Below are 25,456 nucleotides of genomic sequence, written 5' to 3' on the forward strand. Positions count from 1 at the left end.
TGTTATTGCATTTTTCGCACAAGGCCTTATTTTCTTCGCCTTTTGGGAGTAATGATGTCTTCTGTTGCGCGTATTAGAAAAATGTCTCTCAGTCGGGGCCTCGATAAGTATTACGAGTCGGTATCAGTTCACAAAAAGGGACATCTTCAGGAATTTTACCGGGTCAACGTCATTAAGCGTCACCCACTGGCTAACCGGAACATGGATGAGATCACCACAGTTGATATTGCAGCCTACCGTGATGAAAGGCTGATGCAGTTCAACCCAAGGACTGGGAACCCTATCACTGGCAATACAGTAAGGCTTGAACTGGCGCTTTTATCATCTCTATTCGGGATCGCTCGCGTGGAATGGGGAACCTGTCGAAGCAACCCAGTCGAACTGGTACGTAAACCTAAAGTATCCAAAGGTCGTGATCGCCGCCTGACATCCAGTGAAGAGCGCAGACTGTCCCGTTATTTCCGGGAACGAAACTTAATGCTGTATATAATTTTTCATCTCGCGCTTGAGACAGCCATGCGGCAGGGTGAAATCCTTAACCTGCAATGGGAATACATCGACCTGCAGCACGGCGTAGCACATCTGCCCGATACCAAGAATGGCTCATCACGAGATGTTCCTCTCTCACGTAAGGCTCGTAACCTGCTTCAGATGATGCCGGCCCAGCTAAAAGGTAAGTTGTTTTCCTATACGTCATCCGGTTTCAAAAGCGCCTGGCGGAATGCCCTCAAGGAACTCTCTATCGAGAATCTGCATTTTCATGATCTACGGCACGAGGCCATCAGCCGTTTCTTCGAACTCGGTACGCTGAACGTTATGGAGGTCGCAGCTATATCAGGCCATCGCTCGATGAATATGCTAAAACGCTACACCCATCTGAGAGCTTACCAGCTGGTCAGCAAGCTGGACGCGCGACGGCGCCAGACTCAAAAGATCGCCCCCTACTTCGTGCCCTATCCTGCCCAGGTCGAGCAGGACAGCGAAGAATCAGGTGACATCAAGGTAATGCTATGCGATTTCGAAAATCTGACAGTATCAGCGCCGACTCGCGAACTTGCTTTGGCCCGCGCCAGCGAACTGCTACTGCGGACACTGGCTCTTGCAGCCCAGCGCGGCGAACGAGTCCCCGCGCCGGGAGAGCTTCCTGTCAGGACAAACAATCACATCATGATATGTCCGCTTAACCCCGACCTGGCACTGTCGGCCCAGGTATAACTTTTCTTCTGGAGGGGCTGTGTTTCTGATTTTCCTTTCAGCAGTACCACTAACGCTACTGCTGTATTGCCCGATAATGACAATCGTCAGTGCCGTGACGCCCTGGAAAGGGTTCCGAACGGCCTTGGTTCGACATCGTAAGAAGCATTACACAACCCTGCATCTGTCGACATTTGACCGGGTTGGCCATCTTAATCTCCGGCGTGCGGCACGCTTTCACCGGAGCTTTCTGGTCACGTTGCAGCTGGCGCTACAAAGAGACAGCACGCCGGTGTACTTCACATCCCATCTGATGCGACCGGCACACCTGAAAAGCATGACTATCCTGATGTCAAAAATGGGGGAAACGCACCGCTGGCGCTGCACCACAGTCACGATACCTCCAGCCATCAGAAACGGGATACGGCTGCAAACATTTTTACAGGAATGGCGCTGGATAACCGTACCTGAAACCGGCGTGCTTGTACTCATTCGGCCGCGCCGGAAAGCTCGCTAAAAAAGCAAATACACAAACGTAATTAAAACGAACACGCAAACGCAGTCGATCTACACGATCGAATTAACTCGTTATACATACGCGTCACGATTAATTATTCTTTAACCCACTGAGTAACAAAGTTTAATTTCACTTAAGGGGGCCATGTGACAAACAGTCTCACAGCAATTTTCACCTCGCTTCTGGCGCTCCCCGACCTTGATCGGAACAGGATTGCAGAACTGCTTCAGCGCAATGATAAGAAGCCCATGCAGACCACATCACTTCGGTTGCGACCTGGTACCCGTCAACTGATTGATGAGCTGTCAGGCAAAATTGGAATTTCTCAGTCAGAGTTGCTGAGTATGGTAATTGAAGGCTCTTTTCGCGATATCTTCCTGCCATTCAGTAATACTGCAATCAGCGTTATAGACCGCTTTGAGCTACTGATGCAGTCACACGAGCTTAGCCCGACAGACATCGCAGAACTGCTGTCGTCATGGAATGTTCGGGTTAGTGTGCTACAGGACAGGGAACGTACAATGGACTATCTGTCCACCCCGCTTCTCCAGGCGCTCGCTGACTGGTTTTTCGTTTCTCCTGGCTGGTTGCTTGGAAGCAACGTTCCCCCTGTCGACACAGGCAGCGCGAGTCATCAATGGCCACAAACGGAAGAAACTTTCCGGGAGGTAATTATTCCTTCAGCCGAAAATAATAATGACAGCATTATTTTCTGGAAGACTGAAAATACAACTGAGGATAAAGATCAGGAACGAAACGGCATATTAATTAAGAAGAAAATATCTTCATCTCAGCTGACATATTTTCCGGTGCTATCCATTATTACGCGCACCCTGAATACAGAGCAGGAATGCTGGAAAGAGCGACTCCTCAGGGAACACGCAGCAACAGGTACTATCCGCCTCGTCACCTTAGGTGCAGGGCTGGCAACAGCACTTGAACACGGAACAACGTTACCCGTACTTATATTCAGACAGCTTTAAACCACGCTGAAAATCTGAATTAAAAAAGAAAAAGGAAATTTTGATGCTGCCGCATCAGGACCTTCTTTTGCCCTAAATCCAGACAGGACTACAGGAAATTTACTTATGAAAAAGACTCACATTGCAAAAACACTGATATCTTTCGCCGTCATGATGGCATTTCATGCGGGAGCTGCAACCTCTTATATGGAAGCCCGCAGCGATGCGATGGGCGGGACTGGCGTAGCTTCCGCACATTACGGTACAGCTGCCTTATCCAACCCGGCACTCCTGACGAAATTTGGCGCGAACGATGACTTCAGCCTGGTGCTGCCGTCCGTAGGTGTCCAGGTAGCAGACCCAGATAATGCCATCGATAATACCGATGACGTAAAGGATCTGTGGAACAATTTTGACAATGCAGTTGACCGCCAGAGCGGTGTCAGCGAAAGTGCAGCCGCATTACGCAACAAGTTGGAAGACCTGAAGGACGTAAAAGCAAACGGACAGGTCGGGGCATCTGTCATTGCTACCACTCCTAATAAAGTGCTTCCATTTGCGGTTGTCGTGAAGTCCTGGGGCACCGTTTCCGTAAACGGCAAGGTCAGTGATCACGATCTACAGTATCTCGATAATATCGCCAGCGGCGCCATCCCGTCAGATACGGTAGACAAGGATGCACTAACGTCCCGCGCTTATGGTCGGGCTGCCGTTATCACCGATGTCGGTGTGGCTATGGCGCACGAATTTGAAACAGCGGGACATAGCTGGTCACTGGGGATCACGCCCAAGTATCAACGCATCGATCTTTTCAACTACAGCGCAAAGGTAAACGACTTCGACAAAAATGACCTGAATTCGGATGACTACCGCAATACTAAAACCGGATTTAACGCCGACATCGGTCTGGCAACAAACCTCGGCGACAACTGGATGCTGGGTCTCGCGGTACAGAACATCATCGCCCGCACCGTTGACACTAAAGCAGTGAATGGTGAGAAAGAAACATTCAAAGTAAAACCACAGGCCACTGCAGGCGTGGCATGGAGTAACAGTATCCTGACCACCGCTCTCGATGTGGATCTGACCGAAGCAAGCCGCTTTGAGCGGGATGACAAACGCCAGTTCGCCAGTGTGGGTGCCGAACTGAATGCCTGGAACTGGATGCAGGTACGCGCGGGTTATCGTCAGAACATGGTCTCCAGCGAGGGCAACGCTTTCACTGCGGGTCTGGGCTTCTCTCCTTTCGACGTAGTACATCTGGACCTGACCGGTATTGCAGGAACCGATCGTACCTACGGTGCGGTCGCACAGTTGCAGTTCACGTTCTGATAGTTTAGGGGAAGCCCGCAATGGGCTTCCTCTGCCGTTTCTTTGTGTGTTATCCCCTGTGCACTGGCTGTAATCCCCCCGAACTTTCTCCCGCTGAGACCGTTGAAGATGAAATTTTTCCGATATGTACATGTATTGCATCAGATCAGCAGTGTTGCTTTCAGCAGCCTGATAACTGCGCCAGCCACCGGTTTTTTTATTCTGTTCATGTTATTTGGATTCAACCACTCGCTCGCCGACACCTTCCTTGAACAGGCCCGATCACTTACCGGTGATGCACCACCAGGCATGGTAAGAGAATGTAAACAATCAAACGATAGCGGCCCGCCATCTCCTCTTGTAATGCCTCAGGTATGCAAAACGGTATTAATTGATGAGGATGACTGGAAAGAGCGTGTTGACGATACCATCAGGCAGTTTTATCTCACTTTCTCTGTATTCGGACTTTTATTCTGGATGACCGCAAATAATCAACCATCTGAATTAATTGGCTGGATACGCAGGAAAAGTAAACATCAAAATTAACGGCATCATAAGCCTCGCCCACTGAATCTTCTGGCTTTAATCTCCGTCGCCCCCCGGCAAGGTAACTACCATGAATTGTTTAATGCTTCCCGGCATGTTGGCCATCTCCCTGCTCGCCGGCTGCCAGTCCTGGACTACGCCATCAACGTCTCCAGTTTCTCCTTCCCCCGACCGTTACGGCGCGGCCTCATCCGTTGCCGTTACCCGTCACACACAGTATCAGATGTGGAATAACGGTGTCTGGTCCGGTTCGAAAACCGCGCCATCATCCATGGAGATCGTTCGCTCCAACAGCGCTGACGTCTCTTTCGACTGGGAAGGTGATGCTGTGGAGCTACTGGATGAACTGGCGCGGGCACGTGGCCTGCAGTTCAACTACAGCGGCGTTCGCCTGCCCTTGCCCGTAACATTGCACGTTCGTGGCATGACGTTCAGCAATGTGTTGCGCGTTATCGAAGCGCAGACCGCATGGCGCGCAACCCTGAATCAGTACCCTGGGCTGCTCCAGCTCAACTTCATGCAACCGGAGACCAGAAAGAAATGAAATGCTTTCTCTTGTTACTATTCCCTGCTCTGCTCCTGACTGGGTGTGCAGGAGAGCGGCCGGCTTCACCGACAGATACAGGGGCACCACCTCCGGATATGCAGGCCTGGCTCAACCCGGAGCGACAAAGACCAGAAGGTCTGTCCGAAACGCGCTGGCAAATGCTTACTGATGCTGGCAGAACACTGGGATTCCGGGGAGGAAAATCCCAGCGGGCATGGGAGTTAACCCAGGCACTCAACGCCCGCGAATCCACCCTCAATGCCCTTTACGATTTCCGTCCACTTATCAGCCCTGAAGGCTGGCTTCCTCCGGTTATTGATGAAGCGCAGGACGTAGCACACATCACTCCTGATCAAATTCGCACAGCCTCAAAAGTCTGGACCATCATCCGACCGGAGCGATTCGTCAGTAACCCGCCCAGCTGGCGCAGCTGGTTACTACGCGGTCTGGCCACCACGGCAACCCCTGGCACAGAAGGTCTGGTTGTGCCGGAAGACAGCGCCCAGAGAAAGGTCTGGGAAGACGCACTGAAAAAAGGCTGGCAGGAAGGTCGCGAAAATGCCGATCTGACCTTTGAGGCCAGCATGAATCAACTCACCCGGGACTATCGCGGCATGATGCTTTATTCCCTGCTCTGGCGACGGGGCATGATTTCCCGGCCGGAAGTCACCGAGCAGCAGCAGACTGTTACTGGCAGTGGTCAGAAGCTCGTTACCGGCGATCGTGTTCGCCGACTCAAATCACATGCATCGTTTGAGCTACAGAAATCACGCTGGCGCCCGTCCGTTACCATCCAGTAAGGAGTTTTCCTCGTGAACATATCAGCTATCCCTGACTCGTTCGGGCTTTTCCCGTTCAGCGGTGCCTATACCGCCGACGAGTTCAGGACATTTTTTGCCTGGTGTTCGGCACATGGAGTCAGTGATGTGGATCTGGTTGGCGGCTCACCAGTTTCAGTGAGTCGTTATGGCCGACGTGAGAGAGTCTCAGACACCATACTGCCGAATATCATGCTGGGAAATATGCTTGACGACCTGCTGGGGCCAGAAGTGCGCCCCCGAGTGCAGGGTGGAAGACCGCTGGACAGAGCCATTCAAATCGACGGCGACATGCATGGGCGATATGGCCTGGAAAGGGGGGAACGCGTGCGGCTACGCGCGCACATCATCCAGGGGACATCTGCCCGGGAAGAAAAGGCTCTCTCCGTCACTCTGCGTGTGATCCCCCACATCATTCCCGATTTTCTGAAGCTGGGTATCGAGCCCGATCTGGCGGCGGCAATGCTGCCAAAAACCGGGCTGGGTCTTATTTGCGGTGAAACGGGTTCGGGTAAATCAACGTTGCAGGCGTCGTTGTATCGCCACTGCCAGGACACACAGCCCGATCGCAAAATTGTGACCTACGAAGATCCAGTAGAGTACATTCTCGGCCGCCCCGACGACCTTCTGCCGCCGCATCAGGCTCAGGTAAGACGTGACGTCGCAAGTTTTGCAGATGGGCTTCGCTCCGCAATGCGCCGAAACCCGGAGGTCATCGGTATCGGGGAAATTCGTGACACGGAAACAGCAGAGGCTTCTGTCCAGGCTGGTGAAAGCGGACATTTAACCATCGGTACACTGCACTCTAAATCACCAGGTGAAACCCTGAACCGACTGCTTGGTCTGTTCCCGCCTCAGATTCGTGATGCACGCGCCTGGGAGATGCTTGGGATGTTACGGTTTATCGTAGTCCAGGTACTTGTCAGAACGACAGACGGCAAACGCCGGGCTCTCCGGGAATACATCGTCTTCGAGGATGAGCTACGCGATGCACTACAGAATCTCCCGTCAGAGAAGTGGCCGGCCCACATCGATAACATCCTGAGACTGGAGAAAAGGCGCATTATCGATCAAGTGCGTGAAGGTTACGTAACGGGTGATATAGACAGACACGAAGCGGCACTCTACCTACCGACACAGGAGCTTAGACATTGAAACGAGAAGGATTCTGGCGCTATGCCACACCGCCTGTCACCTTTTTTGGTATCCCGCTGCCGTTCCTGTTGCTGTATCTGGTCTGGTTTCGCTGGCCGTCCATGAAGACGCTGTATATCTGTTCCGCCATTCTGGGATTCTTTGTTGCCCTGAATTTCTTTGGCTGGAGTGTACGGGCTATCTGCCTGCGCGTAATAAGTACCTTCAGGGGAAAGATTGCCTCCGGTCGCCCCTGGTGGTACCGGCATTTTGTTGAAAAACCACGAGACTGGACTGGTCTCTGAACCCGATGTAACCCGTTCGTTCCCCATAGCGCTCCCGCGCTACTCCCTCAATATCTTCCAGGAATGTGACCATGCAAAAAAGTCACCGCGTATGGCTTGCCGTACCTCACGAAGAGAAGGACGACGCCATCAACGCCCACCCGCGTCTCAGCGATGGGCAGAAAGCCCTTAAATGGGACGATGAGCACCGCCTCTGGTATGCCCGACCAGGAGCCGACCTGACCAGGTTCGAGCGATGGATGCCCCGCCCCCATGAACTGTCGATGAATGCGGACGATCCGGTAACAGAGTTTGCTCAAAAACTTGAAGAAGCAGGGCTGCTGGTTAAGGGGCTCCCCGTGATGGATGGAAGCCTTCAGCGCGTACCGACGAAACAGGACAAGAAAGGTTCGAAAAGCGGAGCTTACAAGGCTTACCTGGACGGGCGCCCTGCCGGATGGTACCGCGATTATCGCAGCGCCGACGCTAAACCGACGCAGTGGGTGTTTTCAGGTGGTGGCGAGATGGATCCGCTTGCGCGTCTTCATCTCCGTGCACACGCCCAGCAAACGCGTGAAGAAAATGCCCGTGCTCTGGAGCAACAGTACAACCGGCAGGCGGAGTACGCCGCCCGATATGTTGACCGCTACCCGCAGGCTACAACGAACGCCTATCTGACCCGTAAGGGTGTGGAGGCTGCGCCGGGTATAAGAATCAACGATAAGCAAGAACTTGTGATCCCCTTCAGCAATGCGCATGGCGACATACGCTCTTACCAGCGTATTCCGCTCACCGGCGGAAAAGACGCCCGCATCCTTAAAGACAGTGAAAAAACAGGTAACTGGTTTGCACTGGGGACGCCACAGAATGGCCTGCCTTTGCTGTTTGCTGAAGGATATGCCACAGCAGCCTCTCTGCATGAGGCATCAGGTCTGCCGGTACTGATGACGGTTGATGCGGGAAACATGATTGCCGTTGGCCAGAATGCTCGTGCCGTTTGGCCTGACAGTCCTTTTATTTTCTGTGCAGACAATGATCATCAGCTGAAGAATGCGCAGACAGGACAACCTGAAAATAAGGGCATCCTGAGCGCTGAGAAAGCGGCAGAACTCACGGGCGGCAGAGTCATCGCCCCTGATTTCACCGAAGAAGAAAAAGCACGCTTGCTGACGGACTTCAACGATCTCGATATCAGCAGGGGCAGAGAAGCCTTCCGTGAGCACATCAGCGACCGCCTCAGGTCTGCCGGCATCGATATCCGGACAGACTACGCACCCAACGATGCACAATTTCTCTCACAACAGGACCCAAAAATGGAAAATCTGGAAAGTCAGGAATCCGGCCAGTCTTCGATTGCCCCGGATGAACCTGTCGTTATTCCGTCTGAAAGCCACAGGCAGGATGAGTCAGTAAACCCAGCGCCTCCCGCCCCGCCTGAACCTGAAATAATCTCTCCGGCAGCGGTGATGCCGCCCGATGAAGCCAGTATCAGTGCGGCACCGGTTGAGAATAAGGCTGAACACGATGAACCCGCCCCCACGTCCCTGCGAGACGCTGATGTTTTAATTCCTGATACGCAGAGCACCACGGACGTGACGATCGCGACATCTTCTGCGGATGCCGGTCAGCGTAGTCATAGTGCCATCGAATCAGGATCGAATATACCGGTCCCTGGCCTCGATGATTATGCAGACATACGCGCGCAGATGGACGACCCACAATTTGCTGAATGGGTGAACAGTCAGTCTGATGACATTCCCCATATGCCTGCTCAGGAACGACAGACAGACCATGAACTGTCAGAAACGGGCAAACAAACCCTGAAGCCTGAGGCAGCGTCACATGAAACAGACGCTGAGTCTCCGGAGCCGATCGTTCCTGAATTACCAATCCCTCCACAGTCCCCCGGAGCAACATCAACCGGGCAAAAACAGGAGCAGACGCAAACTGCCGATGTGGATCCAAACACGTCAGAGCCCTCCCCGGGCAGGAAGGAAACGGCAGAGAGTGAGATGCATGAAGCGGATGGGCTTGTCTACGGACCGCGAAGGCCGGAACCGCTTCAGCGAGAAGATCTCGATGAAATCATTAAAGCCCTGTCAACGGAAGAACAGCGTGACAATAAGGTGCTTTACCGTCTCGACGGGGAAGATGCGTTTCACGATCTCGGCAACCGTCTCGAAATGTGTAACGGTGCGAGTGAGGACAAGCGCAAGGTGCTCGCCGCGCTGGCCGTGGCATCACGCTATTACGGCGGTGTGGTGGAGCTCACCGGCAGTACGCAGTTTAAAGAGCAGGCCATGCGGCTCATTATTGAATATGACCTCGATATCCGAATGAAGCTGCCTGCGCAGCGCGCGCAGCTTGAGACTATGCGGCAACAGTTTGGGGCAACCAGGGATTCAGTCACAACACATATTCCTACGCCGGATCTGAACCGACAGACTCCATCACCTGATGCCGCATCGCCAGTGTCACCGGCAACAGCCGCCCCCGAAGCTGTTACCCCTGACGCTCCGGGCATACCCGTGCCCCCCGTATCACCCACGCCGTCAGCACAGGCAACTGCCGCAAAGCAGCCTGCCGTTTCACCCTCAACAGAGCCTGTAGCGCCTAAGCAGGCCGACAGCATCCGGGTCCCTGATATGCCCGCTGAGCCCGCCCCCTCTGCACTGAAACCAGGCCAGAGCGTCACGGCGGTCCTCAAGAACTTTGGTGAAGCGATGTACGAAAATAAAGAGCAAAAGGGCAAGAGCTTCTTTATCGAGCTACAGAACCGCGGTGGAAGTCATACCTACTGGGGGCAGGATTTACGGGAGTTGATCGCGCACCACAAAACCGGCGATGTGGTCACGCTGACGCTCAATTCCCGTGACAGCTGGCAGGTACCTGGTGAGGAAAAAGAGCGCGTAAAAAATAACTGGTCATTGACGTCCGCCTCAACAGGTCTTGCCGTGGCACATGATCGACCGGAGCAGGGACAGCCTCTTCAGGCTTTCCCGGTCGATACGTTTGGCCGCCTCACACAGCAAATCCGACAGGCTTGGCCTGAGTACACCACAGACCTGAAGCTGCCACCTCGCCTGGAAGAGCGTCAGTTTTATCTGGGCGAAGACAGGCATCCTGTAAAGTCACCGGTAGCCGCGGCCAGCATTTCGCCACCGTCCACGGAAGCACCAGACAGGCTGGTACCCGTCATGGCCTCTATGGACACACAGTCAAACCAGTTAGATCTGCTGCTTGTCCAGTCTGCGGGGGAACACCTGCAGGGGATGGTTCGTCTGGATGGCACGCTGTATCCGGCACTGGCCACGCCAACCACAGACAACAGTCAGCTGGTTATTAATGCCATCACCGATGACGGTCCCCGCTTTGTAGGCTACGGACAGGCGGTGAATTTCGAACCCGACGGCACCACCCGTGCCGCACCTCAGCTGATGACGTTCCACCTGAAAGGTCGGGAAGAGGATACACCGCTTCCCGCCCGGCTCTACACACCGGAAAAACAGGCAGATACCTTGTTCCAGCGCCTCGGTTTTGAACAGACCTGGAAACAATGGGATGACGCCCGAAAGCCGGAGGGCAGACAGGAAAAAGCGCTTCATCAGGAACACTCCCACAGCCCCGGCCGCTAAGCCGATAAGGAGAGAGAATGCGATATCACATGCTTAAAGCCGGACTTTTGTCCGGCTTCATGCTTTTTTCTGCCGCCGCTGCGGCGGCAACCTGCCGAGCAGGAAGTGCTGCTGAAGCGGGTAGCCAGGCTGGTTATGAGCGAGCCAGGGCGGCCGCAACAGCCTGGGAACAGCGCGAAAGCAATGTCTCATCCTCCCTGCAGTCCTGTCTGTCCCGTATCAAGAACGTCAAGGTGACCCTGCCGCAATTCCCCGGGCTCGATGAAATCATTTCGCAACTGGAAAATAAGGTCTGCGAAGCGGCCCTGGATAAAGTCAACGAACAGATCCCAGACAACATCGATCCCTGGAAAAACTTCAACTCCTGAAACCTATGACAAAACAGACACAATCAGCCCCCCCTGCAAAGGGGCGGGCCCCCTCCCCTGCGGAGGATCCGCTGAAAAACGCCGTGAACATGATGAAAACGGCAGAAAAACGCCAGAAAATGGCACCAGAGCTGATGAAGAGTAACCTCCTGCTGGGGAGTGGCCTGCTTATCAGCATCATCCTCAATGCTGGCCTGACCTGGGCTCTGATACAACAGCCACGGGATTACTTTGCCACCGACAGTGGGCGCCTGGTTCGCCTGGCTCCCACTTCCGAACCAGCATGGAGCCAGGACGATGCCATCGCCTTTGGCAGCAAGGCTCTGATGCGGGCCTTTAACCTGGACTTCGTTCATTATCGTGAACAGGTATCCTCTACAGCATCGCTGTTCTCTGAAGCAGGACACGCCAGTTACATCCAGGCGCTAACCAACTCCAATATCTACGATGCCCTGAAACGCGAGCGTATGAATCTTACCGGTTCCGTAGGGGCTGGTGTCGTCATCCGGCGTGGGCGTCTGTCTGACGGAACCTGGTTCTGGACAATGCAGTATCCGGTACGTTTGCGCCTGGTTGGGCAGACGACCAGCAAGCCTGAACAACCGTTTGTTTTCGAAATTACCATCCAGCGCGTAGATCCACGACAGAAACCCGTCGGGATGGAAATCCGCCAGATGATCTCACGCAACGCTCCCCGCAATCTCTGAGGCTCCCGCCATGAAACTTCGTTATCTCATGACCACACTACTGCTGTGTGGTCCGGCCCTCGTAGCCGCCGCTGACAATACTGGCTGGCAGGATGCCAGGACGCCTGGTGCAACAACTGCCGCCGCTCCTCAGGGGGCAGAAGCGCAAACAACAGGTGTACCGGCAACCCGGATTAGTGGAGAGCTCCCGCCCCCGGAACAAAGCTCGCCGCTGGTAGATGAGGCAGCAGGTTTAGACTCGCCTCTGTCAGCGGATGAGATACGCGAATTGAGGCTTCGACTGACCGACAACGAGCGTTCTGTAAATGCCCCAATGATAAGCGTGGTTCCGCGTATCAGTTCATTAACCCTCAATCTTTCTCCAGGCGCCAGTATCCCGCTGGTACGCACGGCCATGAATAACCAGAGCGTCGTCACCCTGACGGACATCAGTGGCGCACCGTGGCCACAGTCAGATCCGCCAATTAATGCCAGCCCGAAGAGTTTTGATGTGAAGTTCAATGCTGGAACCAACATGCTGGCCATAACACCACTGCGCCCGTGGGCTGCGGGGAATATTTCCGTATATCTGAAAGGGCTTGATGTTCCAATCATGATCAATGTGACAAGTGGTGAGACAGACACCCGTACTGCCAGTCAGGAGATCGACAGTCGGCTGGATTTACGCGTCCCGCGTCTGGGTCCTGGCTCAGCAACCCCGGGCGTACCCGTCGATAAAATCGCACTCCACAGCGCCACGTTGCAGGCTTTTCTGGATGGCACACCACCAGAAGATGCCCGTCGCCTTAAATTCCAGGGCAACGTCCCTGACACTGCGATCTGGCAAAGCGGTGATGATCTGATGGTCCGTTCCCGCGCAATGCTGCGCGACGAGTTTGAACAGACACTCTCTTCAGCGGATGGTACGCATCTCTGGAAACTCCCCGTCACCCCGTTACTGACCTTCTCAGTAAACGGGAAATCCGTTCACGTCACGCCGGAGCTTCAGTAATGAGCGCAGAACAGGATGCCGGTAAGAACGGCAAAAAACTTTTTTCAATAATTGGATTTAGTGCCCTGGTTTTAGTGACCGCGGGTTATCTGGCCATGTCGTGGCTGACACATGACCCTTCAGGAACAGATTCTGCCGTCAACCTTAACGGTACGGCCTCAAGTGCCGTAACCACCACGACGGAGAGCCCGCGTTACCGTGAACTGCTTAAAGCCTCAAACGATTTAGGCGCGCAGGAAGCCGCACGGACCGATTCATCCTTCATCGCCAGTCTCCCGGTCGGCCTTGAAGTCACGGAACCCCCTCCGGATAAGGTGCCAGAAACAAAACCGGTGGACCTGCCACCTCCGCCGCCAGCAGCATCACGCCATGCGGAAAACCCGGCCGGAGAAGAGCAGGCAAACGAAAAGCGCCAGGCTCAACTGCAAAAACTGCTTAAGCGGATCAGTGACGCACAGACTGGCGGCGATGCACCGGTGCTGGCAACTGCCCTGGCAAGTGTTACGCAGACATCGCCAGCGACTGGCACAAGAAACCTGGCAGAGACAAAAACTGAAACAGAGAGTGCACAGGTCTTCATCCACGCACTTACGCGTGCGGCCGGTTATATGGAGACTGCCGTGGATTCAGATAACCCCAACTCAGAGGTTGTTGCGGTTATTCCTGCCGGGCCGCTGGCTGGCGCAAGACTTCACAGTTCGTCAGCAAAACTTGCCGGCAATGGACTGGATATCAGATTTACCAGTATGAGTTGGAACGGCATGGAGCTGAACGTCAATGCAAGCGCACAGAGTGAGAAAAACCTGATGTCTTCTGTGGCCTCCGATGTTAACCATCGATGGGGAACACACATCGTTCTGCCCGCTGTACTGGGAGGTCTTGGTGATCTTGGCGGTCTGTACAAGGATGCTAACACTCAGGTTATGCAGTCCAGTGTCGGTACCGTCACCGGACGAGTGGGTAAACCTGATGGCAGCACAGTGGCTGGCGTAATGGTTGGCGGCACAGCCCAGACCGGGGCGGAAGTCATCAAACAGGAGATGGCCCGTGAGCCGTTCCGCCAGGTCACCGTGAAGCAGAAAGAAGTTATCTCCATTCTCTTCGTTGACTCGGTTACTTCTGACGACATTGTCAGCAGTAATAAAGCGGCTCGTCCCGCAATCAATAGCACCTTATCAGCACCCGCTGCCGCAGAGCAGCAAACCGAAACCCGCCTGCAGGAAGCCATCGCGCGCCGCCAGGCTGAAATCCGTCGTCAGTATGGCGATACCGTACCCGTGAGGAACAATGATGAACCAGAAAATTGATATGCCTGAAGAAGAAACACTGGAAAGCGAGGATGATTTTGGCGCGCCAGATCCTCGCGAGAAACCGCCCTTCTGGAAGCGAGACCTGCTGTTTGGCTATTCTCTGCCGTGGCTTCTCGGGATAACGCTTCTGGCAGTGGCCAGCCTCTGGTACCTGTTCGGTCCATCACTGTCATTGACGAATAATACGCCGTCTGAAACCAGCTTCAGTGAAGTTGAAAATACACTCGACGGTGCACAGCATAGTACGGTTGAGTCTGTTCCGCAGCAGGCTGTCTCGCCAGCCGCGGCGCAACCGGCGGCACATACGTCCCTGCCAATGGCTCAGGACGACAGGGCGAGCATGATGACGGATATCCGTGACGAGCTGAACGATCGTGACCGCAAGATAAATGACTCTCTGACGTCGCTTAAAGACAGCGTTACGCGCCTGTCTGATGCTATCAAAAGGGATGAGGCTTACGCAGTAGAAACGCGTGCACAGCTTAATGAGCTGACACAGAAGCTGGCTGTTCTGGAAACCCGCGTAAGCACCTCTGATGCCTCAAAAACAGCTTCCCGGCCCCAAAAACGGCAGACAACCAGTGCTGTTGCAGGCATGAAAATCATGTCGCTGGAAGCAGGAATGGCGTGGATCAAATGGCAGGGCAGTACCTGGTCAGTCCGGGAGGGGGATACGCTGGGTAAAGTCACTATTCGTCAGATTGATCCTGCCACGCGCTCTGTGGTGACAACCGGAGGAACCCTGCGCTAATGGCACTGGATGCCGTCACGCTAATAGAGAATCTTGCTTCGGGCATCTTCACCGCTGGGCTGGATTTATTATTCAGCTGGTCCGAGATGATTGGTTTTTTTGGCCTCATCGCACTTCTGACCCGGCAACGTTCCAGTCGAAGTCCATTGTCCCCGGGCAAGTTTGCTATTGGCCTTTTTTCCTGCGCCGCGCTGGTATCTCTCCCCTCCATCATTAATGCCAGTGGTGCGCAGCTTGGCTTTGGCGCCACATCTTTTGATGCAATCGCGTATGTGCAACCCGCCACCTACGGCGTTGCTGCCGGGGCTGCTAACGCCGTACTTTCTCTGGTCCGGCTAGCAGGAGTGGGGTTTGTCTATGCGGCACTCGATATGTTTCGACGATCAGAGCTTGAGGGGCACACCGCACTCAGTTCAAGTGAAAGCATTCGCGCTGCGACAGTAAAACTGTTTGCAGGGACCGGTATGGTCTTTTCACCTCAGCTCATCGATGCCGCACTTGCCACTCTCGGCCTCTCTTTTTAACACACTTCGTTTTTTTATAACCCAAGGAGACACTATGTCACTTTTCCGTGCTATTTCCGCGCGTCTTTATGCCGTCGTTATTTTCTGCCAGCTGACCATGATGCAGTGCCGCGAGCGCATGATTCAGGGGCTGTGTGCTCTGGTCACGTTCCTGTTACCCGGCATGGCCTTCGCTGATGGCGATCTCGCCGATATGTTTGGTAGCGCCGCCTCTGGTGCCAAAAGCGGTAAAACTTCCGGCCTGGAAATTGCCCAGGCGATCGGTGTGTTCATCTTCATCGGTTCCCTGCTGTCCTTCAAAAAAGTGGGCACCAATCCGCAGATCACTGTGGGCCGCTGCTGTGCAGGTCTGGCCATCGGCGCACTACTGGCCGTAGTCCCTGAAATTATGGGACGAACCCAGAAACAGCTCGGTACCAGCTCTGTCAATATCAGCTAACCACAGGAAAGGGTCGGTGTTTACCGACCCTTTCAGGAGAAAACGATGAGCAAAAAGAAAAAGACACCTGACTGTCCATGGCTACATCCGCTTCCGGTTCCTGATGTTGTCCATTCCACAGCCCCTTTACTTCCTCCCCCCGAGAGCGTTTCTGGAGGGCGGTGTTATTGCTGTAGTGCTGACATGAAACATCTGTTTGTGTTACCGGAATCCCTGCCATTATCCCGACTTGCGGAAGACGCGCAGGATGCCAGGACCCGACTTGTCAGAGCGAAAGACACGCTGGCTCAGCTGGAGTCACGTCCCACCCCGCAGGTACCGGTTGAATATGAGAAACACGCCCGGGCTCTGAAAGCTGCCCGGACCGGGATGCAGCACGCATCACTTGCCGCCCGCCGGATTGCTTTGCGACACATCCCCAAAACACTGCTGACCGACACCAGTCTGCTGTCTGACATCGAACATGCTGAATTAGAACGGCTCACGACACCGTTTCACCTCTGTTACCTCTGCCATGCCTGGCATGCCCTCAACGGATTTGCTGCTGCTCAGGGGGTCATGGTCTGGCTACCGGACCTGCACCCACGTAATGTTGTTGCCCTGAACCGAAAAGCCCTGCAGGCCGTCTTCAGCACCAGACCAGGCGAGGTTCGGGAAGGCCGTCGGGTACTGTCGGAACTGACCCGCCATCGTCTTCCTCTGGAAGAACGTTTCGGGGGATGGCGACCAGCTGACTATGCAGATGCACTTAAACGTTTCCCGCCAGTCATGCGCGATGAAATGCGACAAAAAATGAACGGAGTGGCGTTGATCCTGACACCTGATTCAGTGACGGACAGTGACGTTCTGTCAGGAGCCTCGCAGACAACAATATTATCCTCACAGTCATCTGGTACCACTGTCACGTAAACCTAACGCAAGCCTTATCCCGCAGATGCGCCCACAGAAGCGCCTCGCCCATCAATACACGCCATTCCGGTGGAGTCTTCGCAGCTATGAATATCAACCGCCTTGTCTTCACTATTGAAGACGTTATGAATACCTGTTCCCGTTTCGCCGTCTCTGCTGACTTTGTCGACTACTGCGACATTCGTACGGTGATCGGACTGGACAAACAAGATCTGGAGCTCAGACCCTGGCTGGAAGCCCCTTATATAGGTGTCACCCATCATGGCTATTTCCTTTCTGTATTCGAAATATCCGGGGCATTGCGTGAAATGTCGGAAACAGCCTCAGACGATCATCCGGATGCGTTTGAAGGAATGATCGCGCACCTCGCGTCCACGCTCAGCACCACCTGGAAAAATATCGGCCATAAACTGGCCTTCATTTTCGAACGTGACCCGGAAAAAGGGCGTGACGAAGTCAGCGCCATGATCGCCCCGCAAATGCGTTCAATTCAGCACATCGGCGTCCAGCTGGATGACCTGCTTAATGAGAAGATCAATGTCATTTCTCCGTGGCTTGTTCGTGAGCGCTGCTGGCTTGCCGTCTGGAGCTCTCCGACACTGGTGAGTCATCAGGAACGAACCGATTTTAACGCCACCGTTCGGGCCATTCAGGATAAAGCACCTGTCGCGCGCTTTGGTCAGGAGCCCTGGCGCTGGCAAATGTCTGGTCTGAAGATCCGACACGACAGCTTTATCACCACTCTTGAAAAAGCACTCGTACGCGGTGGAGACGGCTTGCTTGTCCGCCTGCTTGATGTGCCTGAGTTCTGTAATGAAATCAGACGTGAAACAGCACGCAACAGCACATCGGCCGCATGGCGCCCGGCATTACCGGGGAAGGCTGCGCCAGCGGGTGCGCTTCAGGAGGGCGACGCTACAGCACTGCTAGCTCCCTTCCTGAATCTTCAGGTATTTGGTTGTACGCCAGAAACAGAAGGTAATCTGGTGCATGCAGGGGGGCTGTGGCACGGCATGGTGGCCATAACACTTCCGCCTCAGCATCCCCGCCCCTTCAATGAGCTTGTGAAATTGGTTCCACGTTCCGTTCCCTGGCGCATACGAATCGACATCATGCCTGGCGGGATGAAAGCGCTGGGCTGGAAAAAGACTATTTCATCATTTGGACAATTTATTCCCTCTATTCGCCCACTTTACGACGCTTTCACACAGCTGGCTGCAACGGATGAACGCGATCCGGTCTGCGTGATGACCATTGTGGCGTCCACCTGGGGGCATACCCGGGAAATATGCTCCCGTAATCAGATGCTGCTTGAATCAGCGTTGCAGGGCTGGGGAGTCTGTAACACGACCACCACATTCGGTGATCCTCGCAGGGGATGGGTCAACAGTATGCTGGCCGCGTCAGCGGGCTCCGGCCCTGTTCCGCTTTACCCGCCACTCTCCCATGCGCTATCGATGTTGCCCTTCAACCGACCAGGTACCGTCTGGCGAGGGGAAGGCAACCTGATGCTGCACACGGAAGACGGATGCGCCTGGGAAGTCGGGCTGGGGTCTTCTCGACAGAACAAGCATACCGAACTTGCCCCTGGCGATTCGGGTCTGGGTAAATCGGTACTGATTAATACCCTGACGGAAATACAGGTATCTTCCGCCCAGGTTTCGCTTCCTTATGTGGCTCACATTGATAAAGGATTCAGCGCGATGGGGTTAATCCAGCTGATACGTGACAGTCTGCCAGAAGAGAGAAAGGACGAAGCAGTCGGCATCATACTCAGCAACGACCCGTCTAAGTCACGCAATGTCTTCGACATCCTGTACGGCGCTCGTAAGCCAGTGACACCAGAAAAGCAATTTATCGCGTCCATGTTGACGGCCTTCTGTATCGAACCGGATAAAGGGACCCCGCCTAACCCTACAGATACCCGGCAAATAGTGAATCGCCTGATTGATCTGGCGTATGACATGCGTAGTGGTATTGAGCCAAACATGTTCCGTTCAAACGTAGAGCCAGAAGTGGATGCGGCACTGGAGTCATCCGGTTTGTGGGGTGAGCACGATCCGGAGTGGTGGACCGCGACACCATGGTACGAAGTACGTGACCTCCTGCATGAACGTGGACAGTTATCTGCAGCTCAGCGGGCACACTACCAGGCGGTACCAGAACTTGCTGATATGCCCGCGCTACTACGCAGTGAGGTTATTCAGGAGACTTTTGGCCGAATACAGCGTAACGGCTCACAGGAGCCCCTGGTGGAGTACATTGAGCGCTGCATGATTCAGGCCCGACAGGACTACCCGATGATGGCCAGTCGGACTCGTTTTGCGCTGAACCCGAACACACGCATTATTGCCGTAGACTTAAACAACGTAGCCGGCGATAAGACCCCGGCAGGCAGACTGAAAACCGGCATCATGTTCCTCTTTGCTGGCCACATCACTGCGGGTGATTTTTTGCTGCCGCAGTATCAGGATGAGGTAATGCAAATACTGCCGGAAGCCTACCTCCCGGGCATTATGCGACGCATCAACCAGCTCGATAGTGAAATGAAAACCAAAATCTATGACGAACTGCACAACGTCAAAGGCATTGATTTCATCTTCGAAGCACTGGATACGCAGGATCGTGAACAACGTAAGTTTGGTATCCGCACGGTGCTGAGTACCCAGTTCCTTACCGACTATCCGAAAAGCCTGCTCGACTCTGCCAACACCCTCTGGCTGCTGCGCTTCCGCCAGGAAGATATTCCACTTTTACGGGACAGTTTTAAGATCCCCGAACACAATCTTCATGCATTCCTGCGTATGCCAGCTGGTCCGGCTGCAGACGGTAGTGGCGTACCGATGCTATGTATGATGCGCACAACCCAGGGGACGCTGGCACGGATTGTCCGGTTTACGCTCGGACCGCTGGAGCTGTGGTCGCTTAACTCAGACAAAAAAGACGGCGCGCTACGCAGAAATCTCTCGGATACGATCGGTACTGCCCGTGCCCGTCAGTTACTGGCGGAGAAGTTCCCTCGCGGATCCGCAAAAAAACTCATTGAGTATAGGGAGCGTAACAGTGGCGCCCGTGGTGATAAGGGCGTCATCGAATTGATGGCAGACGAAATGATAAATGAGCTGGGGTATGACCTTTGATGTGTTCCATCCACCTGACGCCACGCTGTCGCCGCCCGGTAAAGGGCCAGGTCAGTCTTTCCCGCCTGGTGATCGATGCCGACGGCGTGGAGTTCGTCCTGCCGTCCCGGCACTTCCGTACAGACAGTGCAGTGAACTCCCGGGCGGTATACGCGACCGATCGCCGGGCAACGCAAGAGGCCTGTGGCGTGCTTCTTTCACTCAAAGCGCGACCACGCCAGCTGGTCACAACAGCCATCTGGCAGGTCAATGAGCCAGGCGAACCGGTGCGGGAATCGCGTCATGTGGTCCAGTGGTTGCTACCTGAAAATACAGGGGCGGTGTTAACTGATGATACCTGGTTATGGCCGGAGGGGGCAGATACCCCACAACTCAGCTCGGGAGACTGGCCGGTACTGGATATCACCCCTCCAGCTCATGCAAGAATCACGCGTCGTGGGCTGACAATCATAGACACCCGCAGCCGGGAAGGACGTATCAGCAGACGCTTTCAGACCTTCCCTCTGGTCGCCCTCGCCCCCGGCACACAGTCAACCCGCCTTCCCTGCGTGTTTACCCCGCTCAAATAAACGGAGAATCTCATGCTACAACGTCATCTCCCCGCGCTGGCGCTGGCCATCGCGTCCAGCCTTCCCACTGTTGCCAGTGCTTTAACGGTCAACGTGAACTCCAGCGTTCCGATCACGACTCAGGTTCTGCCTGAGATGGCCACCATCCAGGCAACTCTGGTCGAAATACTACAGATGCAACAGGCAACCGGCACAGCCATCACACAGAACGCCGACAAGCTCGGCGCCCTGATTAATCAGGATGGGCAGGCTACTCGTCAGCAAATGATTTTCAATAATGAAACCCAACGTCTGGAGGAGGCACGGCAGAGTTTTTCGGTACCGGATTCGATCTGTAGTGATTCCGCATCCGGTGTGGCAGCACAAAGTAAAAGTGCATCAGGCAGCGCCGCGTCAAAACTCTCATCAGGCAAAGGTGTTTCCAGTTCAGCGGTGCGGAAGAGGATTTCTACAGCATCGGAAGAACAGGCCCGCGACGCTTATGACGGTGCGAACGTACATGCCGCGTACTGTACGGCAGCAGAATATGAACGCTTTGGCGGAACCGGTATCTGCCCTGCCGTCAGTAATTTGCCCGGAGGTGACAGTCAGGTACGCTCCATCTATGGCGGCGCGGGACCTGAAGGGCAGGCACCGGCACTTTCCTGGTCACAGGAACAGATTGATGCCGCTATGGCCTACATGAAAAACACGGCTCGACCTTCAGCAGGCCGCACGCCAGGCAAAGGTGAAGTCAACACTGTTACCGGTCGTACGTATGTAGGGTTGCTCAACGAGTACAACGGTATCATCGATGCCGCGTCTGAACCTCAGCTCTCGCTGATTGCCGACAGTAAGACCAGTGAAACCACCCGTGATGCCCTGAAAGAAGCACTGCAGTCACCTTCCGCAGCGCAGTATTTTGACAATGTGGCTTCGCCGGAGGCGAAGGCGAAGGGCTACATGAGCCAGCGAGAATTTGAATCGTTTGAGGCCGGACGTCGATATGCCAACACAGCCTATCTCTCCGACCTGCAGCAAATGGACGGAGATAACCTTATGCGCGAACTCATCCGAACTACGGCACAGATGAACTGGCAACTTAACGACATTAAAGAGTTGCTGCGCAAAGGGAACGTGATCGACGGCCAGCTACTCGCCGCCTTTGCCCGCCAGTCCTACGCCCCACGTCTGAAACAACTCGAATCAGCCATGAACCAGGGAGCTGCCAAATGACACTGGAAAAAACAGTCGCACGGAAAAAAGGACTACCTGGACGTATTACCCGGGGACTGCTGAGCATATTTCTGCCATTGCAGGAAACGAAGTGGTATTTGCGGGCTGCCCGGCACATGACATCACGAAATATTGAGCGAATGCGTGATGCTTTTCCGGAGCTCATTACTGACGACAAACCGCCGGCTTCTCCTGACTGGGAAAAAGCCGTTGCGGAATCAGGTTGTACCCCCGCACAGCTGGATGAGGGGTATGTGAGCCAGCGCAGGCGCTGGCGAGTGCTGTTCTGGCTTATGGCCATACCGGTTCCGCTTGCAGCACTGACACCATTCATTATTGGTGGGAGTATCTCCGCGCACCAGATCAGCACCTGTGTGGTGCTGTTTTCCGGTGCTGGCGTGGCATGGTCAAAAGCGCTAATCGTAACCTACCGACTGTGGCAGTTACGCAACCGTCGCGTAAGTCTTGCTGAAAGAGGCACCTTTCAGCATTTCATGGCGGAAACCCATGCCGTACGAGATGCCATTCTCGGGAAATAGCTGCCCTTCTCTGCCTCCTGCCGACATCCCGGCATTCATGCATTATCCGGAGTTACCGTGAAAAATCTCATTCGTGCGCTTTGTGCAGGGCTGCTTATCTCTGTTACCCCGGCACGCGCAGGTGTCACTTACGATGACATAGTCTCTGCTGCAACCAATGCACAGGACCTCTCCCGACAGGCACTGGTCACTATCTTCGGCGATGTGGTGCTGGACCCTCTCGCCGCCGGCAATACCACGATGATCGGGAATCTGTTTGCTCTGTTTAACGGAATTATCGCCGTCCTTGCCGTCGTCTGGTTTGTATTTATTGGTCTGAAGCACATTAATAAAACGGGGCATCAGGGCAAGGTATTCAGCGGGGATCGCGATATCACCAGCACACTGAGCACAGTGTCAGGATTTTTGATGATTATCCCGACCGCCAATGGCTGGAGCATGTCCCAGCTCATAATTCTCTGGGGCGCGTCGATTATGGGCGTAGGTTCTGCCAACCTGATGGTGTCCAAAGCAGCCAGTGATATTGCCAGCGGCTACTCCCTGACTGTCCAGCCCACACAGGCTTCGACCCGAACTTCTGCACGCGGTATTTTTGAGATGCAGCTTTGTAAATATGCCATCAATACTGCGCTGGACGATTACAACAGCACGGCAAACTCGACCACAGCCAGAATGGCAGGGGTATCCGGTTCTTCTGGAGGGAATTATACCTACCGGGTCACCAACGGCAGCGGTGTGTGCGGCACGGCGACGATACCGGAACAACAGAAATCGGACTCCTCGTCTGGTTCCGGAAGCTTCTTTAACCCCTTCAGTAACCGCGATACAAGTGAAGTGGTGGATGCGCAAAACAAAGCTATGGAAGCAATGATCCAGGATATGGACAGCGCGGCCAGCGAGTTTATGGCAGGGTTTATGAATAAACGAACAACCGGCAACGGCACACTCCCGGATATTGAAACCCGCATTCAGAGAGCAGCCAGTACGTACGAACAAACTGTTCAGCGCGCACTACCGGCGCAGAGTGAACAAAATGGCATACAGGATGCTGTCAGGAATTACCTCGACACTTATGGTTGGGCGGCTCTCGGTGCCTGGTACCAGACTTTTGCAACGGCCAATCAACGCCTGACAGAAGTTGCCAGTCGCGCGCCGGCAACCAGTGGGATGTCATCCCTTGGGGAAATTGGCAGCGGAGACCTGTTCAGTGCGGTAATGAGCGCCTACCGTACCCAGTTACAAAACTCTAATTATGCACCTCCAGCAGGTACAGCAACATCACAAAACGAGTTAAGTGCTTCTGAAGGTAATGACCCAAATAGCATATTAATGAACTCGTTCGCTCCATTTTTCGTCAGTTTAACCAGCAACATCGCAACAAATTATAGTGGGACAGGAACCTCAACAGGGCAGGTAAACCCATTAGTTAAAATGAAAAATGTTGGAGATTACACGCTGGTTGCAGCGGAGGGAACTTTAACAGCATACACAGTCATACGGGCTGCTGTTGCGGGTGGAGAGTCATCCCTTCTCGGGAAGGTTGTCAATATGACAGGAGCAATTAGCGCTGTAGATAAAGGGCTTGATGCCATTTCGCCAGCAGTATATTTCTTGTTACTACTTATGTTTAGCGCTGGATTTACACTTTCAATCTATTTGCCATTTATTCCGTTTATCTTCTGGATGACTGGTATTGGTAACTGGATTGTCAGTGTTCTAGTAGGTTGCGCTGCGGGACCTCTATGGGGGGCAACTCACCTAGGTACGTCTCAGGATCGAGGCAGTCGTGCGGCTTATGGTTACATTTACTTTATAGATACCATGATTCGTCCCGCACTTATGGTTTTTGGATTTTTCTTTGCATCTGTTGCGATTGTTGCTACTGGCACTATCCTTCATGCACTTTTTGGTGTCGCACTGGTCAATGTTCAAGCCAACTCGTTAACAGGTTTATTCAGCATGGCTGGTTTTTTAATGATCTATGCTCGAATTTGCACGACACTGGTATCTAGCATATTTGCCTTACAGGCATATTTACCTGACTACGTCATTTCGTTCCTTGGCGGTAGAGATGCAGCAAATACTCTTGGAAGCATGGCTGGTTCTGTCAAAGATATGTTCGTAGCCGGTGGGAGGAATATACGGCATACCCCTGGCGTTAATACGAAGGGTATGAATGGTCCAGGGGAAACAAATAATGATGGAATAAAAAGTTGAGATGTGGACATCTATCCAGTAGTGCTATAACATTGAGTGAAATACCTAAGGAGGGTTTACTGTGAAAGATAGATTCCCTAAGTGGTGGGTTTTATACTCTGTTGCAAAGTCTTTATTTTTAAAGTTCGGTATAATCTCTTTCTTGCTGATTTTTTTTCTATGCTCCATTTCAATCATCATGGATGAGTACGTACGCCCGGAGGCATATCTATACGCCATAACAAGTTGCTTACTGTTATTCGGTCCATTTGCCATCAATTATGTTATAGCCAAGAAACGCAAAAAAAAGATCCTTGCTGTTGTTGAGAAAATCAAGGAGACGGGTCATTTCAAACCGGAAAGCGGTTCTGAGGGCTGGCTCTTCTGGAAAAGTACCTACCTGGGTTTCGACTTTCAGCAAGGAACCTTTTTGTACGTCCGAATCTACCCGGGCAATGTCATGGATGTCATTGGCTTCGATGCTTACAGCCTGACACGTACAGAGGTTGAAGATTCAAAGTTGCGTCTCTTCACAAGGTTCACATCATTGCCGATGATTCCTATCGATACCGGTGCTGCATCCAGTATTGCTAACCATCTGCATGCAATGAACAACAAAGGATACACCTATAACTTCAACTTTAACGATGTCGTGAATAAAAAACGTGCCGAGATCGAATCTCTGACAGGGCTACCTGTTCCCGTTCTTGCCTGAAACACATCCAATACCCTCCAATAAATAGCCGGTTTAATTGCCGGCTATTTTCATTGATTTCATTAACGCAGATCATCGCTCTGAAAATTCACTTTAAAACAGATGATGATAATAAAAACCACAACCCATCTTATT

Annotated in this window: 22 protein-coding genes and 1 pseudogene; all 23 read left to right on the top strand. The window is 53.5% G+C overall.

Annotated features, from left to right (window positions below; translation table 11 throughout):
- Window positions 1–54 precede the first annotated feature (54 nt).
- Window positions 55–1,215 carry a site-specific integrase gene (locus WFM45_RS23715; protein WP_022649981.1) on the top strand — a complete coding sequence of 387 codons (1,161 nt, stop codon included), beginning with the start codon at window positions 55–57 and terminating at the stop codon, window positions 1,213–1,215.
- 19 nt (window positions 1,216–1,234) lie between these two features.
- Entirely contained in the window at window positions 1,235–1,711 is a 477-nt protein-coding gene (locus WFM45_RS23720; protein WP_333018135.1) for a hypothetical protein, read from the top strand.
- A gap of 146 nt (window positions 1,712–1,857) precedes the next feature.
- On the top strand, window positions 1,858–2,694 hold the full coding sequence (locus WFM45_RS23725; protein ID WP_336957471.1) for a hypothetical protein: 837 nt from the start codon (window positions 1,858–1,860) through the stop codon (window positions 2,692–2,694).
- A 105-nt stretch (window positions 2,695–2,799) separates the two neighbouring features.
- The gene (locus WFM45_RS23730; protein WP_022649984.1) at window positions 2,800–4,005 is read left to right on the top strand and encodes a conjugal transfer protein TraF; all 1,206 of its coding nucleotides are present in this window, start codon (window positions 2,800–2,802) and stop codon (window positions 4,003–4,005) included.
- A gap of 135 nt (window positions 4,006–4,140) precedes the next feature.
- On the top strand, window positions 4,141–4,530 hold the full coding sequence (locus WFM45_RS23735) for a hypothetical protein (RefSeq protein ID WP_336957474.1): 390 nt from the start codon (window positions 4,141–4,143) through the stop codon (window positions 4,528–4,530).
- Between the two features lie 70 nt (window positions 4,531–4,600).
- Complete coding sequence (locus WFM45_RS23740) at window positions 4,601–5,074, top strand: DotD/TraH family lipoprotein (RefSeq protein ID WP_336957476.1); 474 nt, start codon at window positions 4,601–4,603, stop codon at window positions 5,072–5,074.
- A complete protein-coding gene (locus WFM45_RS23745; protein WP_022649986.1) occupies window positions 5,071–5,877 on the top strand; it encodes a type IV secretory system conjugative DNA transfer family protein in 807 nt (268 codons plus the stop codon). Before WFM45_RS23740 ends, WFM45_RS23745 begins: the two co-directional genes overlap by 4 nt.
- Before the next feature lie 12 nt (window positions 5,878–5,889).
- On the top strand, window positions 5,890–7,050 hold the full coding sequence (gene traJ, locus WFM45_RS23750) for a plasmid transfer ATPase TraJ (protein ID WP_336957478.1): 1,161 nt from the start codon (window positions 5,890–5,892) through the stop codon (window positions 7,048–7,050).
- Complete coding sequence (locus tag WFM45_RS23755) at window positions 7,047–7,334, top strand: hypothetical protein (protein WP_022649988.1); 288 nt, start codon at window positions 7,047–7,049, stop codon at window positions 7,332–7,334. The genes traJ and WFM45_RS23755 overlap by 4 nt, the downstream gene beginning before the upstream one ends.
- A gap of 71 nt (window positions 7,335–7,405) precedes the next feature.
- Window positions 7,406–9,676 (top strand): annotated as a pseudogene (locus WFM45_RS24680) (LPD7 domain-containing protein); the annotation flags it as partial.
- A gap of 1,289 nt (window positions 9,677–10,965) precedes the next feature.
- The gene (locus tag WFM45_RS23765; RefSeq protein ID WP_022649990.1) at window positions 10,966–11,316 is read left to right on the top strand and encodes a hypothetical protein; all 351 of its coding nucleotides are present in this window, start codon (window positions 10,966–10,968) and stop codon (window positions 11,314–11,316) included.
- Between the two features lie 89 nt (window positions 11,317–11,405).
- Window positions 11,406–12,023 (top strand): DotI/IcmL family type IV secretion protein, encoded by a 618-nt coding sequence (locus tag WFM45_RS23770; protein WP_179297403.1) that lies wholly within the window; start codon window positions 11,406–11,408, stop codon window positions 12,021–12,023.
- A 10-nt stretch (window positions 12,024–12,033) separates the two neighbouring features.
- On the top strand, window positions 12,034–13,014 hold the full coding sequence (locus WFM45_RS23775; RefSeq protein WP_336957484.1) for a DotH/IcmK family type IV secretion protein: 981 nt from the start codon (window positions 12,034–12,036) through the stop codon (window positions 13,012–13,014).
- Window positions 13,014–14,321, top strand: a complete 1,308-nt coding sequence (traO, locus tag WFM45_RS23780; protein ID WP_022649993.1) for a conjugal transfer protein TraO — start codon at window positions 13,014–13,016, stop codon at window positions 14,319–14,321. Before WFM45_RS23775 ends, traO begins: the two co-directional genes overlap by 1 nt.
- Window positions 14,305–15,075 (top strand): conjugal transfer protein TraP, encoded by a 771-nt coding sequence (gene traP / locus WFM45_RS23785; protein WP_022649994.1) that lies wholly within the window; start codon window positions 14,305–14,307, stop codon window positions 15,073–15,075. Before traO ends, traP begins: the two co-directional genes overlap by 17 nt.
- Window positions 15,075–15,599 (top strand): conjugal transfer protein TraQ, encoded by a 525-nt coding sequence (gene traQ, locus WFM45_RS23790; protein ID WP_022649995.1) that lies wholly within the window; start codon window positions 15,075–15,077, stop codon window positions 15,597–15,599. Before traP ends, traQ begins: the two co-directional genes overlap by 1 nt.
- Before the next feature lie 34 nt (window positions 15,600–15,633).
- On the top strand, window positions 15,634–16,038 hold the full coding sequence (locus WFM45_RS23795; RefSeq protein ID WP_022649996.1) for a DUF6750 family protein: 405 nt from the start codon (window positions 15,634–15,636) through the stop codon (window positions 16,036–16,038).
- A 183-nt stretch (window positions 16,039–16,221) separates the two neighbouring features.
- Window positions 16,222–16,947: a hypothetical protein gene (locus tag WFM45_RS23800; protein WP_063864836.1), complete on the top strand. Its 726-nt coding sequence runs from the start codon at window positions 16,222–16,224 to the stop codon at window positions 16,945–16,947.
- A gap of 86 nt (window positions 16,948–17,033) precedes the next feature.
- Complete coding sequence (locus WFM45_RS23805; protein ID WP_022649998.1) at window positions 17,034–20,087, top strand: hypothetical protein; 3,054 nt, start codon at window positions 17,034–17,036, stop codon at window positions 20,085–20,087.
- Between the two features lie 581 nt (window positions 20,088–20,668).
- The gene (traW, locus tag WFM45_RS23810; RefSeq protein WP_022650000.1) at window positions 20,669–21,871 is read left to right on the top strand and encodes a conjugal transfer protein TraW; all 1,203 of its coding nucleotides are present in this window, start codon (window positions 20,669–20,671) and stop codon (window positions 21,869–21,871) included.
- Window positions 21,868–22,410, top strand: a complete 543-nt coding sequence (gene traX, locus WFM45_RS23815) for a conjugal transfer protein TraX (RefSeq protein ID WP_022650001.1) — start codon at window positions 21,868–21,870, stop codon at window positions 22,408–22,410. The genes traW and traX overlap by 4 nt, the downstream gene beginning before the upstream one ends.
- A 57-nt stretch (window positions 22,411–22,467) precedes the next feature.
- On the top strand, window positions 22,468–24,627 hold the full coding sequence (locus WFM45_RS23820) for a DotA/TraY family protein (RefSeq protein WP_047625721.1): 2,160 nt from the start codon (window positions 22,468–22,470) through the stop codon (window positions 24,625–24,627).
- Window positions 24,628–24,688: 61 nt separating this feature from the next.
- On the top strand, window positions 24,689–25,321 hold the full coding sequence (excA, locus tag WFM45_RS23825; protein WP_022650003.1) for a plasmid IncI1-type surface exclusion protein ExcA: 633 nt from the start codon (window positions 24,689–24,691) through the stop codon (window positions 25,319–25,321).
- Window positions 25,322–25,456: the final 135 nt, after the last annotated feature.

The sequence above is a fragment of the Serratia sp. KG1D genome (assembly GCF_037150675.1).
Classification (GTDB): Bacteria; Pseudomonadota; Gammaproteobacteria; order Enterobacterales; family Enterobacteriaceae; genus Serratia; species Serratia nematodiphila.

Bases quoted from the DNA above. Each gene is read 5' to 3' on its own strand.
- WFM45_RS23765 (WP_022649990.1), top strand. From the start codon at position 10,966: ATGCGATATCACATGCTTAAAGCCGGACTTTTGTCCGGCTTCATGCTT.
- traO (WP_022649993.1), top strand. From the start codon at position 13,014: ATGAGCGCAGAACAGGATGCCGGTAAGAACGGCAAAAAACTTTTTTCA.
- traX (WP_022650001.1), top strand. From the start codon at position 21,868: ATGACACTGGAAAAAACAGTCGCACGGAAAAAAGGACTACCTGGACGT.
- WFM45_RS23800 (WP_063864836.1), top strand. From the start codon at position 16,222: ATGAAACATCTGTTTGTGTTACCGGAATCCCTGCCATTATCCCGACTT.
- WFM45_RS23730 (WP_022649984.1), top strand. From the start codon at position 2,800: ATGAAAAAGACTCACATTGCAAAAACACTGATATCTTTCGCCGTCATG.
- WFM45_RS23805 (WP_022649998.1), top strand. From the start codon at position 17,034: ATGAATATCAACCGCCTTGTCTTCACTATTGAAGACGTTATGAATACC.
- traP (WP_022649994.1), top strand. From the start codon at position 14,305: ATGAACCAGAAAATTGATATGCCTGAAGAAGAAACACTGGAAAGCGAG.
- WFM45_RS23795 (WP_022649996.1), top strand. From the start codon at position 15,634: ATGTCACTTTTCCGTGCTATTTCCGCGCGTCTTTATGCCGTCGTTATT.
- WFM45_RS23715 (WP_022649981.1), top strand. From the start codon at position 55: ATGTCTTCTGTTGCGCGTATTAGAAAAATGTCTCTCAGTCGGGGCCTC.
- traW (WP_022650000.1), top strand. From the start codon at position 20,669: ATGCTACAACGTCATCTCCCCGCGCTGGCGCTGGCCATCGCGTCCAGC.
- WFM45_RS23770 (WP_179297403.1), top strand. From the start codon at position 11,406: ATGATGAAAACGGCAGAAAAACGCCAGAAAATGGCACCAGAGCTGATG.
- WFM45_RS23775 (WP_336957484.1), top strand. From the start codon at position 12,034: ATGAAACTTCGTTATCTCATGACCACACTACTGCTGTGTGGTCCGGCC.
- traQ (WP_022649995.1), top strand. From the start codon at position 15,075: ATGGCACTGGATGCCGTCACGCTAATAGAGAATCTTGCTTCGGGCATC.
- WFM45_RS23745 (WP_022649986.1), top strand. From the start codon at position 5,071: ATGAAATGCTTTCTCTTGTTACTATTCCCTGCTCTGCTCCTGACTGGG.
- WFM45_RS23740 (WP_336957476.1), top strand. From the start codon at position 4,601: ATGAATTGTTTAATGCTTCCCGGCATGTTGGCCATCTCCCTGCTCGCC.